Source organism: Bdellovibrionales bacterium (assembly GCA_018266295.1).
Lineage (GTDB): Bacteria > Bdellovibrionota > Bdellovibrionia > Bdellovibrionales > Bdellovibrionaceae > JACMRP01.
The window spans coordinates 219,027-234,803 of sequence record JAFEAQ010000006.1; the positions used below are offsets into that span (position 1 = coordinate 219,027).

General features: G+C 48.3%; 12 protein-coding genes. 8 read left to right on the forward strand and 4 right to left on the reverse strand.

The annotated features are described in order from the left end of the window. Positions 1–53 precede the first annotated feature (53 nt). The 3 genes from JSU04_05230 to JSU04_05240 all read right to left on the reverse strand — a co-directional run bounded on the left by JSU04_05230 (position 54) and on the right by JSU04_05240 (position 5,515). Complete coding sequence (locus JSU04_05230; GenBank protein ID MBS1969684.1) at positions 54–2,975, reverse strand: hypothetical protein; 2,922 nt, start codon at positions 2,973–2,975, stop codon at positions 54–56. A gap of 513 nt (positions 2,976–3,488) precedes the next feature. Continuing rightward, positions 3,489–4,028: a hypothetical protein gene (locus JSU04_05235; protein ID MBS1969685.1), complete on the reverse strand. Its 540-nt coding sequence runs from the start codon at positions 4,026–4,028 to the stop codon at positions 3,489–3,491. After that, positions 4,028–5,515, reverse strand: a complete 1,488-nt coding sequence (locus JSU04_05240; GenBank protein MBS1969686.1) for a SurA N-terminal domain-containing protein — start codon at positions 5,513–5,515, stop codon at positions 4,028–4,030. Before JSU04_05240 ends, JSU04_05235 begins: the two co-directional genes overlap by 1 nt. A gap of 161 nt (positions 5,516–5,676) precedes the next feature. Here JSU04_05240 and mreC point away from each other — a divergent pair, with 161 nt between their 5' ends. From mreC to JSU04_05275, 7 genes are all read left to right on the forward strand, one after another. After that, positions 5,677–6,549: a rod shape-determining protein MreC gene (mreC, locus tag JSU04_05245; protein ID MBS1969687.1), complete on the forward strand. Its 873-nt coding sequence runs from the start codon at positions 5,677–5,679 to the stop codon at positions 6,547–6,549. Next, complete coding sequence (locus tag JSU04_05250) at positions 6,546–7,082, forward strand: hypothetical protein (protein ID MBS1969688.1); 537 nt, start codon at positions 6,546–6,548, stop codon at positions 7,080–7,082. The genes mreC and JSU04_05250 overlap by 4 nt, the downstream gene beginning before the upstream one ends. After that, a complete protein-coding gene (mrdA, locus tag JSU04_05255) occupies positions 7,079–9,067 on the forward strand; it encodes a penicillin-binding protein 2 (GenBank protein ID MBS1969689.1) in 1,989 nt (662 codons plus the stop codon). Before JSU04_05250 ends, mrdA begins: the two co-directional genes overlap by 4 nt. Before the next feature lies 1 nt (position 9,068). Continuing rightward, complete coding sequence (gene rodA, locus JSU04_05260; protein ID MBS1969690.1) at positions 9,069–10,193, forward strand: rod shape-determining protein RodA; 1,125 nt, start codon at positions 9,069–9,071, stop codon at positions 10,191–10,193. Positions 10,194–10,250: 57 nt separating this feature from the next. Further along, complete coding sequence (mdtD, locus tag JSU04_05265; protein ID MBS1969691.1) at positions 10,251–11,687, forward strand: multidrug transporter subunit MdtD; 1,437 nt, start codon at positions 10,251–10,253, stop codon at positions 11,685–11,687. A 134-nt stretch (positions 11,688–11,821) separates the two neighbouring features. After that, positions 11,822–12,817 carry a M4 family metallopeptidase gene (locus JSU04_05270; GenBank protein ID MBS1969692.1) on the forward strand — a complete coding sequence of 332 codons (996 nt, stop codon included), beginning with the start codon at positions 11,822–11,824 and terminating at the stop codon, positions 12,815–12,817. Positions 12,818–13,000: 183 nt separating this feature from the next. After that, a complete protein-coding gene (locus tag JSU04_05275; protein MBS1969693.1) occupies positions 13,001–13,891 on the forward strand; it encodes an alpha/beta hydrolase in 891 nt (296 codons plus the stop codon). Positions 13,892–13,953: 62 nt separating this feature from the next. Here JSU04_05275 and JSU04_05280 read toward each other — a convergent pair whose 3' ends face one another. Further along, complete coding sequence (locus JSU04_05280; GenBank protein MBS1969694.1) at positions 13,954–14,472, reverse strand: hypothetical protein; 519 nt, start codon at positions 14,470–14,472, stop codon at positions 13,954–13,956. A 274-nt stretch (positions 14,473–14,746) separates the two neighbouring features. On the opposite strand from JSU04_05280, the gene JSU04_05285 reads away from it, so the two are divergent. Further along, complete coding sequence (locus JSU04_05285) at positions 14,747–15,460, forward strand: lytic transglycosylase domain-containing protein (GenBank protein ID MBS1969695.1); 714 nt, start codon at positions 14,747–14,749, stop codon at positions 15,458–15,460. Positions 15,461–15,777 lie beyond the last annotated feature (317 nt).

The following is a 15,777-nucleotide window of genomic DNA, read 5'->3' on the forward strand; positions in this document are numbered from 1 at the left end:
TCTTCTCAGGAGAATATTATAGCTCCGTGTTTAGACTATGGGGCGCTGTCTTTCTACAGCTCCACCCAGAAATTGAAACCTTGGTATGTAAGGATCAACCCACGATCTGCGCCCACTTGGCCCATGTTCATGTTGTCGACAAACATACCTCCATCCATGCGGAAGAACTCACCCGTCATGTACGCACCGGCCTTTGGATTTTTTAACGAAATAAGTTTCAGATTGGAGTCCCCTTGTTTTGAAGAGAAAACCCACTCCGGCGTTTGCTGGTTACCGATAAGCATCAGCGGGCCGCCCTCATAAAGCGTTTTCGATCCATCAGCCATACGCAGGCGATATTGACCCTCGGTTTTTAAGCGAGTCACCACCCAAGGCACACTCCAATCGCGATAGCCTTCTTCATCTGAACGAAGAGGCATCTCGATGAAGTCTTCGCCTTTCATTTGGTAAATTTTCGGCGGAGCCGCCATGCTCATGGCGATGACATAATTTCCGTTTGTCACCGTCCACTGACTGAGTTTTTGCGTCGATACGATATTGAACTGCGCATCTAGAGTCGCAATAACCGAGGTATTCGCAGCCAGATCCCAAACAACAGCTTTCGTCAGGCCGTCACTCCACAGTGAAACCAGGCCCAACTTTGTCACGTCCGTCGCAGCGCCGGTTGTGCGATCATAAAAAATAGATTTCTTATCAGCAGCTACACCGATGTACTTCGCGGTTGTTTTGACAATCTTTGCTTTTGAAAGATCTTCCGCCACTGCAACGATCTTCGGAACTGGCTGAGTGAAATCCATGATCTGCCATTGGCCGCCGGCGTTCTCGGCAATATAATAGTCGCCGCCTTCCATGTGTCCTTTAGAAACAGCACCATGCCATACCGGCACGAGCTGAGCCCCTTGAACTTGCAGACTCCAGAGCTCTCCGGCACTTTCAACCATCAAGTGAGTACTTCCCGCACGCACGACAGTGACATCCGCCATGCCCGAAACTGAATAGATGGTTTGCGTGCCTGCGACAAAATCTTGGCGCAAGAATGAGCCTGCACCATAGGCCCAGCCCACGGAACTTTGACGAGCCAGCGTCAACCACGTGAATCCCGCTGGAAGCGCCCTATTTTCAACGCCATTCACACCCATTTTTCCAATGAATGTTTCTTTATCAGTTTTCATGAAACCAATCCCGTCTTTTGTGACGACGAAGGTCTCTGTATTACCTGGAATTTTTTGATACTTCGAAGTCGCACGCAGCCCACCCCATTGATTGGCTGGTGATTGTTGCGGATCCGAATTCAGCCACAAGCTGTATTCGAGCCATTCTTGCAAAGTGCGAGTCTGGCCATTGAGCGAAACAGACTTCGTCAGCTCTTGAGTTTTAAATTGCAAACACTGAGCATCACTAAAGTTCCAGCAATAAGAATTCGCCAGAACTAAGTTCGCACGAAGCGAGTTATCCGCTTCAGCACTGATTTTAGTTTTTCTTTCCGCGAAGACTTTTGCAAAATCTCGCTGGATCTTTTGACTTAGATACTGAGGCGCCATTCCCCAGCGCATTCCCGGCTCATCGTTTGGATCCGACGAAAACATTTTGTTTTTCCAGGCAAAGATCAAAGTTTTTAACTTATAGTCATCGCCATCCAGGCTCAATGCCACGCTATCACGTGCCAGAGCCGCTGCGGCCTGAACATCTTTACGAATTTTTTCCGGCAGTGGCGAGTAATCAAAAATCTCGAGCTGCTGAATCGTCTCAGTGATGTGCTTATCACGTGAAGGCGTGCTCCAGTCGTCATAGAGTTGACCATCCGACGCGCAGGAACGGTTTGGGCAGTGCGAGTAGCCCTCTTCAACGATGCCTACACGATTTTTAAACATGTCTTTCAGATCGTCGTATCCCGATTTTACCAGGGTTACGAAATTCAAGTTTGGTTTTAGGCGCAGCAAAACTTCAAGGAAGTTCGGACGGTCTTTTTCTGTGATAAAATCCGGCGCATATTGCTCTAGCGAATAACCCGGCATGTTTTCCGGTTTTTCCAGCGCGTAAGTGCCGTTTTTCACTTTTGGCCAAAGGATTCTTAAGAAACCGTTCTGACCTTTTTTCGCCTGTTCGCTCCCCCACGACAGAGATTCACTGAGAGTTCTGACTTTGCGAGGAGTTGTTGATTGAATAATCAGATATGGCACGAATGCGGTGTCGCTCAAGTCGACTCTGTGTACGAGCTGTGTGTGACCTGAAACTTCGCGTAGATCCAAGTGATGAACGCCCGGCATGAAATTATCCGGTGTGATGGCGATCGGATAACTGTCACGCATCAGCACGTGGGTGTAGGTCATATCCAAAAGATAATTCAAAGCCGCACGGAAGCGTTTATCTTCGTACCAGTTTTTTGCCGTCGGCAGATTTTGCCACTCAGGGCGCATCGACTGATTGGTCATCAGCACACCGCTCCCCGAAATACGATTTGCTGCCGGAAGTCCATTGATGCGGGCAAAAATCCAGCGCGCCGAATACGCCACATCCGCACAGTCCGTTGCGATTTTGTATTTCTGATAGAAATCCGTGTTCATATTCTCAGTCAGCCACTGAGCATACTTCTTTTCCCAATCCCAGTTCCAAGCTTGAGTCGTCGGCCAGATGCTTCCACCTTGCAAAACCATTTCATTCGACTCAGTTTGCAGGAGCGGATTCACCGTCTGCACCTGCGAGAAATGAGTTTGCAACTGGTACTGAGCTTTCTCGGCCTCAGAGCGATAGCTATAATACTTGCGTGAAATCAGATCTTGCCAGCCATCGGCGTGCTGAACGATTTCTTCGACGCGCCAGAGGCGGTCTTCTTGATAACGAATCAAAAAGACTTTCTCGCCCTGAGCATTGTATCCAGAGAGTACTGACTCTGTCGGCTCTGCCATTGGGGCAGCGCTTGCGAAATTAAAAAAAGAGCCCGCAACGAAAGCGGCAGCAAAAAGATGTCGTAGCATTGTCCATCCTTGGGTTGTGACGATCTGGTGAAAATTAGATCACAACATCCGGATAACAATACAGATTTACTTGGTGAATTAAACCCCGCACTAAATTTTGTGTAGCCCAACAGTCTTCACAAATCCCCAAGACCGCCCGTCACCGACAAACAAGATCCTCCCAGCCAAATCGTCTATTATACGACCAGGTCGTCTTATAGACGATTCCTCTTTAAGACTATGATTTGAGACTATGAAATGAAGCGATCCCTTGAAATGGTATAAGGTACGACCCACTCGTATAATATACCATTTGATAAGAAAGAAACTTTTGAGATGGAGCGATCCCTTACAAAAAATGGGGCGATAAAAAACACCAACTCAAGTACTTGAACCCAAAGTTCATTCCCAGACGACCACGATGGTCGTCTGGCCCCGTTCCCACGGATGGACAGCCGTCGCGCAACCGGCGACTGGGCGAACGAAGACGCAAAACACTCATCAACAGATCGTTAACCAAAACCAGAAAACAACCTAAGCAAAGTAAAGACTCTTCTCCCCACTGCCAAGATTTTCGATCACCAAACTTTGCACCAAAGGATTCAACGCAAAAATCTCCACCACCGTCGCCGCAAGATTCAGCTGCTGGTTTTCCACCAAAGACTCTTCAAACGCCCGCTCGCTTTCAAAGCGATACACTCCACCTGCCCACTCGCGGGTCTCAGCGCAAGCCATGAACAAAGCCCCTGCCTTCCAACCGAAGCTGAAACCGCGTTTTTCGCGGAAGCAGATCTCGTTCAGCACACAACCCTTTGCCTTCAACTTTGCCGAAATAAAATCGCGGGATTTTTCCAAGAGCGATTGAAAGGAATCCGCAGATGGAAAAGTATTATGTAACTCAGCCAACATCGCATCCGCATCCACCAAGTTCAGCAACATGCCCGACATGGGATCGACTGGGGGCTCACTCGGTTTTGCGATGGCTACTTCGAGATCAAAAACAAAAGCCCGGTTTACACCAGGCTTTGTGATTTTCACTTCAACTGTATGAGATCGATTGAAGGTCAGCTTCATTAAGGTTTCAAAAGCTGGCTGTTCACTTCAACTTTGGAAACTTTTTTGAACTCGTTCAACCAGTTTCCGAAGAGCATGTTAGAACGGAAAGACTCCGTCATTGTTTTTGTCATTGGGTCCAAAGCAACTGGAGTATCCATTTTTGCTTCTTTCAATTTCAAAACGTACTTCTCTTCGCCATCGCGAACGATGCGCTTCAAAAGTTTGTTCTCCAATGTCAACTCAGTGATCGCGTTGTTCGCCATCTGGCTGTTGATTTTAGGAGCCGCATCTTGAGAAAGATCGAACAAGCCAGTCTCTTCCCATTTTGCATTCAAGGCTTTCAAACCGTTATCCAAAGCAGCCTCGTCGCCCTTTGCCACAGCTTCATCCAATACTTTCATATCTGCTGCGATCTTCTCGTTCGCCAAAAGCTTTTGCGCTACTTGGATTTTTTGCTTATCGAAGTTTGGCTCAACTGCCGGCTTCTTATCAGTGACCTTAATAAGATGGTAACCGAAAGCCGTTTTCACTGGGCCTGTCACTTTACCAACAGGGGCGCCAAAAGCAGCGTCGTCAAACTCTTTCACCATTTTGCCACGGCTAAAGAATCCAAGATCCCCGTTCTTCGTTTTTGAACCTGGGTCATCGCTGTTCGCAGCAGCCAATTTACCGAAGTCCATCGATGCTGATTTTTTTAGCAAGTCTTGGGCTTTCGCCAAAGCTTTCTTGTCGTCCTCTGGGCTTGCACCTTGCTTCACTTGAACCAAGATATGCTGAGCGCGCACTTCTTCATCGGAAGCGTAATCACCTTTGTTCTTTTCAAAATAATCCTGAGCCTTTTTAAGAAACTCTGCGTTACCCAAAGCCTTCTCAGCTTCAGCCGCGCTGATTGTGAAGTTCTTCGCCAACTGAGTGTTGTCGAGGCGAACGAACTGAACATTCATTTTGTAAGCTTTCAAGTCAGCCATTTTTGCCGCTTCCACAGCACTCATGCTGGACGCAATGTCAAAAAGATGGCGAACACGCAAGGCTTCTTGTTGTTGACGGATGCTGTTCTCGAAATCCTTTGGAACTTGGTGAGTCATTTCCAGATAACGGAGGTAGTAATCCTTTTGGAACTGTCCGTTAGACTGAAAAACAGGGATATCTTTAGTTATTGTCTGAGCAATCTCTTGATCGGCAACGATAATGCCGCTTTTACGTGCAGCTTGTGACATCAATTCACGGTCGACAAGGCCACGAAGGGCTTCCGCGCGGAGTCTGAACGCATCGTTTCCAAACATTTCGCCGTAGATTTGCTTCAGATTGTTTTCAGCCGCTTGCATATTTCCGATGGAAATCAGCGTGTCGTTCACCTGTGCAGCCGCTCCGATACCGCCACCGCCGAGACGGCCCGAAACTCCGAAGAAGACGAACACAAGAATGATCGCTCCGAAGAGAAGCATTGCTGTGAAGTTCTTAGCTGAAACTTGTTTTCTGAGACGATCTGCCATCGATTGAGACATATGTATTCAAACTCCTGTTTTTAAGCGAGTGCCCATTACCTAACGAAAATTTAGTTTTTTCAAGGAGAAACTGTTGGAATCAGAGAAGGTTTTTGTTACCGTTTCTGTATGTAGCGAGGTGTTCGTTGAATTTCTTTAATATCGATCTGAAAAAGATCATCATGATAGCCATTGTCCTGGCTTTACCACTTGTGTCTATCAATATGCAGCAAAGACCCCAGGAATCCAATTGGTTGTCCCGTCCTTTCAGTTTCGTGGCCAGCCTCGCTGAAGAAACTTTCTACGGTTTTTCTGCCGGCGTTCGCGGCACCACAGCGATGTATTTGGATCTTATCAACATCAAAAAAACCAACGCCGATCTTGCGACCAAGAACAATGAGCTTTTGACTCGCATGAACGAAATGGCCGAGATGAAGGGCGAAAACGATCGCCTTCGCGCCCTGCTTGATTTCCGCCAATCAACAAAAATGGAATTGATCAGCGCGCAAGTCATCGCTTTGGATTTGTTTGCAGACCACCAAACAGTGACGATCAATAAAGGCACACGCCATGGCTTAAAGGCCGGCCAAGCTGTGATCACTGTGCAAGGTGTTTTAGGTTACATCTATCGCCCGGAAGCTTTCACCGCCAACGTGATGTTGATCACCGACCGTTATTCGGTTGTTGACGGTGTCGTGCAAAGAACCCGCGCGCACGGAATCGTTGAAGGTAAAAATCCTGGCACTTGTTTGCTTAAGTATGTTGAGAAAACAGAGGACGTGAAAAAAGGCGACCTTGTTGTTACGGGCGGTCTTGATAACATCTTCCCGAAGGGCTTCCCAGTGGCAGTCGTTGAATCCGTTGAGCGCAAGAACTTCTCTGTTTCTCTGAAAGTTGATTTGAAACCGGTTGTTGATCCTTACAAAGTCGAAGAAGTCTTCGTTGTTGCCAATGCGATGAACACGGATCTTTCAGACCGTCTTCCACCCCAGGCTTCTGAGACCAACCCAATTCCAGGCGTTTCTCCAACTCCAGCACCGGAGAAAGCACAGTGAAGATTCGTTGGAATAAGGTTTTCAACTTCCTCCTGCTCTTGATCCTGCTTGTGATCTTGGCGGGATTCCAGAGCACCTTCTGGTATCAGCTTTTCGGAACTGTTCCTGCACCGATGCTATGGCTTTGCCTGATCGTGTATGTGACTTTGTACCGCAAACTCTACGGCGCACTTTTCACGATCTACATCATGAGTCTTGCCCTGATGGGCTTTACAGTGATGCCGGTGAAAATGCTGCTCATTACTTTGCTATTGGTGTTCCTGATTCTGTACTCGATCCGCAGCCGCGTTTTCTGGGAAGGCCCTGCGTACTACACTCTGATGTGCTGTGTGGCGGCTGTGAGCTACCACGTAATTTACTTCTTTGGCTCTTGGGTGATGGAAAGAAACTCTGCACCACTTGAGTTCTGGGACCGCATTATTCAGCTGATCCTGACTCCGGCCTTCTGCGTGCCGCTGTTCACAATTCTCAATAAGATAGACAAGCTGACTCTCGATGAACTGACGACCGAGACCCGAGGTTATGATTTATGAGTGATTATGTAAATAACCCCGAAGAAGCCAAGGAGTATCAGCCCCGCTATAGATTGTTCTATATTGCGGTCGCTTGTACCTTTGTCCTCTTCTCTGCCCGCCTCTGGTATCTGCAAATCATTACCGGTAACGAGCTTCGTGAGTTCTCTGAAAAAAATCGTGTTAAGCAAAATAAAATCACCGCCCCTCGCGGTTTGTTGCTGGATCGTAACGGCAAAGTTCTAGTTGAAAATCTTCCGGGCTTTGAAGCGGTTCTTTCCCCGCAGTATATCGAGAACATCGACACGATGGCCAACACCATCGGTCCAATCCTTGGCATGGATGCGGAAAAGATCACTCAGAAAGTTCAAAAGAGCCGCAAACAAAACGGTCCTTTTGCGCAAGTTCGTTTGAAAGAAAATCTCAGCCGCGAAGAAGTATTCCGACTCAAACGTATCAGACTCGATACTCCAGGGCTTGAGATCCGCGAATCCATCGTTCGTTATTATCCTTTGAAAGAAGACGGCGCTCAGGTCTTCGGTTACGTGGCCGAGATTTCAAAACGTCAAATTCCTTTGATGAATGACCTTTACAAAGACGTCTTCGCCTTTGAACAAGGGGATATCATCGGTAAGAGCGGTCTCGAAGAGACTCTCGAGCGTGACATCCGCGGTAAAGACGGTTTGAGCTTCATTCAAGTGGATGCCCACGGTCGCGAAACAGTCACAGCAACGCCGAATATTTACGGCGAGCAAATCCGTGACCAAGAACCAATCCACGGTAATAACGCCGTTTTGACCATCGACCGCGATGTTCAAGAAGCCGCTTACAAGTCGATGACGGACAATCAACGTATTGGTGCGGCCTTTGCGATGAAATCCAACGGCGAAGTTCTGGCTTGGGTCAGCACTCCGTCTTTTAATCCGAATGACTTCTCGACGGGTTTTGCTCCGAATACTTGGGGAAAACTTATTAACGATCCGTTCAAACCTCTGCGCAATAAAGTGATTCAAGACTTCCAAGCGCCGGGTTCTACTTTTAAACCACTTGTTGCGGTGGCGGCTTTGAATGAAAAAGTCGTGACGCCGACCACACTCGTGGCAGCCCCAGGCGTTTTCATGTTCGGCCGCCGTCCTTATCATGACAGCAATCGTAACGGTTACGGCATGATCACGATCTTTGAAGCGATCGAAAGAAGCTCGAACGTATTCTTCTTTAAAATGGGTATCGCGTTGGGCGTTGATAAGATGTTTGCGTACCTGAATCCTCTCGGTATCGGTCAAAAAACCGGCATCGAGCTTTCGCGCGAAGTGGCCGGCACCATGCCGAACTCCGAGTGGAAGAAAACAAAGTATGGCGAAGAATGGCAACCGGGTGAAAACTTAAGCACAGCGATCGGTCAAGGTTACGTCGAGGTGACGCCGATTCAGATGGCCGTTGCTTATAACGCCATCGGCACTGAAGGTAAAGTTGTAAAGCCATTCATCGTTCGTAAAATCATCGACCAAGAAGGAAAAGTTTTGAAAGAAAACTTCCCACAGGTCGTGCGTGATTTGACCGAAGATCAAAAAACCGGCATTAAAGTAAATCCTGCGAACTTTAAAGTCGTGAAAGAGGCCATGAGACGCGTGGCCAACGGTGATCATGGTACTGCCCGCTTCTGGAAAATCCCAGGCGTGCCGATGGCCGGTAAAACCGGGACGGCGCAGGTTATGAACTTCTCGGCGGATCAAATCTACGCCAGCTGTATGGCGCGCCCTATTCACATGCGCCATCACGGTTGGTTCGTGGCGTGGGCTCCTGCTGAAAATCCAGAAATCACAGTCGCTGTTCTTGCTGAACACTCGTGCCACGGTAATACGGGGGCGGCTCCGATTGTTCGCGACATCGTACAAGCTTACTTCCAAAAATATCATCCAGATGTGATCGAAGCCGGCATGAAAGAGCTTCACATGAAGAAGGCCACGAAGATCAATTTACCGGCAACGACCGTGGAGGACGAATAATATGGATTTCTCAATACACGTCGAAGAGAGAACGATATTTAAGCGCCTCGATTTGAATTTTATCCTCGTGATTTTTGCGCTGAATGTGATTGGCTTAATCAATCTGTACAGCGCAACCCACGGACCTCACTCTCGTGATGTCGAGCCGCTCTTTATTTCTCAGTTCGTATGGCTCGGAATCGGCTGGAGCGTGTTTTTCGTTTGTACGCTTCTCGACTATGCCATCGTGGCCCGTTTAGCGATTTGGGTCTTTATCCTGAATTTCGGCGCGCTCCTCTATACCACATTCTTCGGAACCGTCGCTTTGGGCGCGCAACGTTGGATCGACTTGGGCTTTTTCCGCTATCAGCCGTCTGAAACGATGAAGCTGGCACTGATCATGTTGATGGCAAAAATCCTTGCGACCCGCAATAGCGCCGGCGCCGGGATGGGTCTTAAGGAACTCGCCGTTCCAATGATCGTCCTGTTGGTGCCGTTTGGTCTCGTTGTTGAGCAGCCGGACTTGGGAACCGGGATGATGCTGGCGGCAATCGGTGGCTCGATGATCCTTTTCACTAAAGTTAAAAAATGGATCTTGGCTCTTGTGATTACCTTGGTGGTCGTCACCGTTCCCGTCGCTTGGCAGTTTGGTCTGCGTGACTATCAGAAGAACCGTATCTTGACGTTTATCGATCCGACGAATGACCGCCGCGGTACCGGTTACAACAGTATTCAATCTAAGATCGCCGTCGGTTCGGGCCGTTTCTTGGGTAAAGGCTTCCGTAAAGGAACTCAGTCGCAGCTCGAGTTCTTGCCGGAACGTCACACCGACTTTATTTATTCCGTATTGAGTGAAGAGCATGGTTTTGTCGGCAGCATGATGACCATGGGTCTTTTCTGTATGTTATTTATCCTCGGCTTGCGGATCGCCATGAATGCCCGGGATAAATTCGGAGCGCTGTTGTCAGTTGGCGTTCTTTGTTACGTCTTCTGGCATATGTTCGTGAATATTGGTATGGTGATAGGACTCTTGCCGATCGTAGGGGTTCCGTTACCGCTGCTTTCATATGGTGGTTCGAGCATGCTCACCACCATGGCTGGCTTGGGATTAATCTCGAGTGTGGCCTACAGAAGATATCTGTTTTAAAAACTAAAGCCGCGGACAACGCGGCTTTTTTTATTTTCGAAATACACTGGAGTTTCTATGGCGACCTCTTCTTCGAAAAAAACTTCTGTCTCTTCCAGTTCCCTTTTGTGGCTCGTTGCTGTCGGCTTCTTTATGGAGACCCTGGATTCAACGATCGTCAATACAGCACTCCCCTCGATGGCCAAAAGCTTAGGCGAAAGCCCTCTGTCGATGCACTCGGTGATCATTGCTTACTCACTGACTTTGGCGGTGCTGATTCCGGCTTCAGGCTGGGTCGCCGATCGCTTCGGTATTAGGAAAGCATTTTTTGCCGCGATTTTAATTTTCAGTACGGGCTCGGTCCTTTGCGCGCTATCTCAAACACTGTCGCAGATCGTGGCGTCGCGGATTCTTCAAGGTGTCGGCGGTTGTATGCTGATGCCGATTGGCCGGCTCGCCGTTTTGCGTGCATTCCCGGGCGCGGGATTTTTACCGGCCATTAGTTTTGTCACGATCCCAGGGCTCGTCGGGCCACTGATCGGCCCGACTCTAGGAGGCTGGCTCGTTGAGGTTGCTTCATGGCACTGGATTTTTCTGATCAATATTCCGATTGGCATCGTTGGCCTGATCGCCACTCATTATGTGATGCGCGGATTTCCGGCGGAGCATCCGAAAGAGAAATTCGATTTTGCGGGATTCTTACGCCTGTCCTTTTTCATGGTGGCGATTTCCCTGGCGCTTGACGGCTCCACCGAGCTTCACTTTGCCAACGGCACGATCCTGGTGCTAATTGTCTTTGGCCTTGCAAGTTTGATCTCTTATGTCTTTCACGCCTATCGCAATAAAGATGCGATTTTCTCGCTGGAACTCTTTAACGTGCGAACCTATAGCATCGGCCTTGCCGGGAATTTCTTTGCACGCTTAGGCTCGAGCGGGATGCCGTTTTTGATTCCACTGCTTTTACAGATCAACCTAGAATACTCGCCATTTCAGGCGGGTCTAATGATGATTCCGATTGCCGCTTCGGGGATTTTTGCCAAACGTTTTGCGACCTATTGGATCACCCTTTGGGGTTACCGCCGCTTCCTGATCGGCAATACGATTGCTGTCGGTATTATGATCGCAAGCTTCTTCTGGATCCGCGATGATCAGAACTTCTGGGGACGTTTGATTCAGCTTTCAGTCTTTGGCTTTGTCAACTCACTGCAATTCACAGCGATGAATACGGTGACTCTGAAAGACATTGAAAAAGGCCGTACTGCCAGCGGTAATAGTCTGTTTTCTATGGTGCAGATGCTGGCGATGAGCTTTGCCGTCGCCTTTGCCGGCTTATTGTTGAATTCCTTCCTGCAATACTATGGCGGCGCTCAAGCCGAGGGGGCCTCTCTGAAGGCCTTCCACGCCACTTTCGTGTGTATGGGGCTTTTCACCTGCAGTTCAGCATGGATTTTCTGGCAATTGGCTCCGGACCTCAATGCCACACCGAAAGAACCCCGCAGCCTAGAAGTGGTTTAATTGTCCCCCACCGTCCCGGTTGAAAGAATTGCCTGGCAATGGTTTGGCCAACCGGGAAAACATGCCAATGCGAATTTCCCTCTATAACAGGTTTTGAAAGCCTTGTGGTAAAGATCCTCCCCACGAGGTGTAACATGAAATTTTCGCATTTACTTGCGGTGGGGATGACTTTTGCCGCTTTGTCTGCAAATGCAGGCGATATCATTATTTATGAAGCTGGTAGCTTCAATCCACTCTCTGGGGTGACTAACAACGGTAACTTAGTACTGGTGAACGGCCAAAAAGCCGGTTCGCTTTTAAAGCGCGTTTTCGTCAGTGACGATGCGAAGCTTGCGAACAAAAACATCACATTGGTTCGCGATTTCTATAATCAAGAATTCGGCCGTAACTCTTACGATGGAAAAGGGGCAAGCATCACAGCGGTTGTTAAAGTCGGCCGTGGTCCTGTCAGCCTTTTGCGCGTTCTTGGTCTTGACCAAAATGCTGCTTGGGACACAAGCGGTAAGAGATTCCTTTTCGGGACTGGTGAAGCCGGGACTTTGAATAACTTCACAGGCGCCGTAGATGTGATTGCTCACGAATACACGCATGCAGTTATCGAGACGACTTCGAAGCTCGATGCGAACGGCCAGTCTGGTGCTTTGAACGAGCACGTTGCAGACGTTTTCGGTCAATACATCCAAGTCAAAACTGGGAACGGTGCTAACGACTTCTTGATCGGTGAAACAGTTCTTGGCGACGATTTGAAACAAAAAATTGCTGCGAAATATGGTTTCACGCCAAAAGGTCTTCGTGACATGTTGAACCCTCAATTGAGCGTTCCACCACAACCAACGGCAATGAAGGACATCCCTTCAGCTTTGGGTCCTAACTGTAAACCAACTGCTGACAACGATAAGTGCGGCGTTCACTTGCTAAACGGTATTCCAAACCGCGCGATCTCTTTGGCAGTTCAGAAATTGGGCTGGGATAAAGTGGCTCATGTTATCTATAAAGTGATGACTGAGAGACTTCCTAAGAATGCTCAGTTCTCTACTTACGCAAGTGAGACGATGAGCGAATGTGGTCGTCAATTGAGCACTTCTGACTGTGCTGCTTTTGATGCTTCATTCAAAGCAGTTGGTCTGTAATATTTCATAGACCGAACTTAAAAGGCCTGCATCTTAATGGATGCGGGCCTTTTTATTTTGCTCATCCAGCGTTATCTGACAACTCAGTGATTCTCCACATGATCGACTCATTTTCATAAGAGGCTACGCAACTCAGTGCTAATTTCGTATCCAAACTTCAACTGTAAAGGGAGGATCACGGCGATGAGTTCATTCACAACCAAGAACGACGTTAAAATGTTTTACAAGGACTGGGGTCACGGACAGCCCATGGTATTTTCTCATGGTTGGCCCCTGACAGCAGATGCCTGGGACAATCAAATGCTTTTTTTCCTCGAAAAAGGTTTTCGTGTGATTGCGCATGACCGTCGCGGCCACGGGCGAAGCTCGCAAACTTGGAATGACAATACCATGGATCAGTTTGCCGACGACTTGGCGGAGCTTATCGAAGAGCTGGACTTGCAGGATATCATTCTTGTCGGGCATTCCACAGGGGGCGGCGAAGTCACGCGCTACATCGGCCGTCATGGCACGGATCGAGTTGCAAAACTTGTTTTGGTCGGCGCCATCCCTCCATTGATGCTAAAAACAGATAAAAACCCAGGCGGTTTGCCAATAGAGGCCTTCGATGATCTCCGAAAACTGACAGCGGACAACCGCTCGCAATTCTTTTTAGATCTCACCCAGAATTTTTACGGCTTCAACCGTCAAGGTGCAAAAATGAATGAAGGTTTAAAAGAATCTTTTTGGTTGCAGAGTATGATGGGCTCCATCAAAGCCGAATATGATTGCATTAAAGAATTCTCAGAATCTGACTTCAATGAAGATTTAAAGAAAATCGATGTTCCTACTTTAATCATCCACGGCGATGATGATCAGATCGTACCCATCGGAGCTTCGGCGATGATGTCATCGAAAATCATTCCCGGAGCCCAATTAAAGGTCTATCCAGGAGCCCCTCATGGTCTGGCGCAGACCCTGCCTGACAAATTCAATGCGGACGTCTTCGAATTTATCGGCGAACCTTCTCGCGTGACTGCAGGCAAAAGCCAGCAGCGGCGTCCTGAAGAAACACGTCCTTCGCAACGTCACTAAAAAACAAGACCCACATCCGGTTAAGATGTGGGTCTTCTTAAATTCCAATTGAGGTCGCTTGGTTAGTGCTTAACGACGGCGTTGCCGACTTCTTTGGCTACTTCGTTCAAGCAGTTAGAGAAAAAGCGCAAGACCATGAAAAGGTGCAACTCTTCATCCTCTTCCAATTCTGGTTCGTCTTCTTCAGCCGCAAAAAGCTCTTGAGTCACGTAGTTCAAGATCTCTGGCTGACCAGAAAGCATTTCAGATTTTTGAATCTCTTCAAGCATGTCGTCGTTCAGGTGAAGCAACTTTTCGAGATCTGCTTCTTGCTCTTCGAATTTCTGAACCACTTCGTCTTCAGTCATCGCGCGCATATCGGAATACTTCTCTTCGAAGCTTTTCCAAAGAATCAATGCCATCATGAAGCCTAAATCTTTTGCTGGTTCACTCATATCTTCGATGAACTCCACGAAGAAACCACCTAGAGCTGGTTGCGCATCAAAAAGAGCCTGGGAAACGGCATCCAATTCCTCTTCAGTTGTCATATTGCAGATGTTATCGATTGAATTTTGGATGGTTTGAAAGGGAATTGTTTCCATTTTATTGCTCCTATAAAAGCTAATAACTAGCGGATTTCGCTCTAAAGGCCAATCAAATAATGAGACATATCAGCCTGAGAAAGTGCATCGAAATGACTATCTACTAAGCAATCCACATGACCAAGTTTTGTTAGACAGCACCGGTATAAGCTCCGCTTTAAATTGTCCTTAGGATGTCCTGAACTGATAACTCTGTCATTCCCGTTAGTTACATGCACGGCACGCCGCTTGAAGTACTAAGTCAGCAGTAACTGTAAGTAACCGGAGGTCTCAGATGAAAACAAAGCAATTTACAAAATGGAGTTTTGTCATCATCTCAGCGTTCACGTTGTCTTTCTATGTTGAGAATCTTTTCGCCGCTTACGACGACCATGCTGGTCAAGGCGAAATTTCAAGCGCTACTGTCAGCAGACTCGTGCACGCCCGTGAACTCTTGGGTTCTTCCTATGAAGGCAGCCTCGCCGAAAAGAGCGCTTCTATGCCTTCAGTCACGAACTTCGTCTATACGACTTTCCAAGAAAAGCTCGACGGCAAATGGAAGAAGTACGCTGCAAACTTGAGCGCAACGATCATCTCTGAAAGCGAAAGATTCGGCATCGACCCCATCTTTGTCATGGCCGTGATCCAAACAGAGAGCCAATTCGATCCAACAATTATTGGCAGCTTCGGCGAAATCGGCCTCATGCAGATTAAACCTGACACTGCTAAGTGGATCGCGCAAAAGCAAGGCATCGCTTGGAAGGGCAAAAGCACTCTAAAAAACCCAGTAATGAATGTGCGCATCGGCATTGCCTACATGTCTTTCTTGAGAAAGAACTTCTCAGGCGCGGCTCGCCACTACGTGGCGGCTTACAACATGGGCCCGGCGAATGTGCGCAAGCTCGCATCGCAGTCGATCCAACCGAAGGAATATTCAAGCCGCGTGATGACGAATTATAACCAGATCTATGGCATGCTCGTGAAAGTGGACGCTGTCGCGAAACTCTAGGTGCGATAACGAGGGCCGACCAAAATAAAAAAGGGAGCTGAAAAGCTCCCTTTTTTATTTTGATTCTTCGGGGTGGCTCCGCCGGGAGTGTGTCCGTCCGTGAGAATCGAGGCCCCTGCCTCGAGCTCCCGCTACAGCCGGCCATCGTGGCCGTCTGCCCAACGTACGGTGAAGACAAGTACTGATGCCGCAGAATTTTCCCCAGTGACGCTGGAAGGTCGGCCACGATGGCCGAGCTTTCGGGGGTTCGGGGCGCGAGCCCCGATTGCAGGATGCAGGAAGAGGTGCGGAGCCAGCACAAGCCCAACAAGCCAACC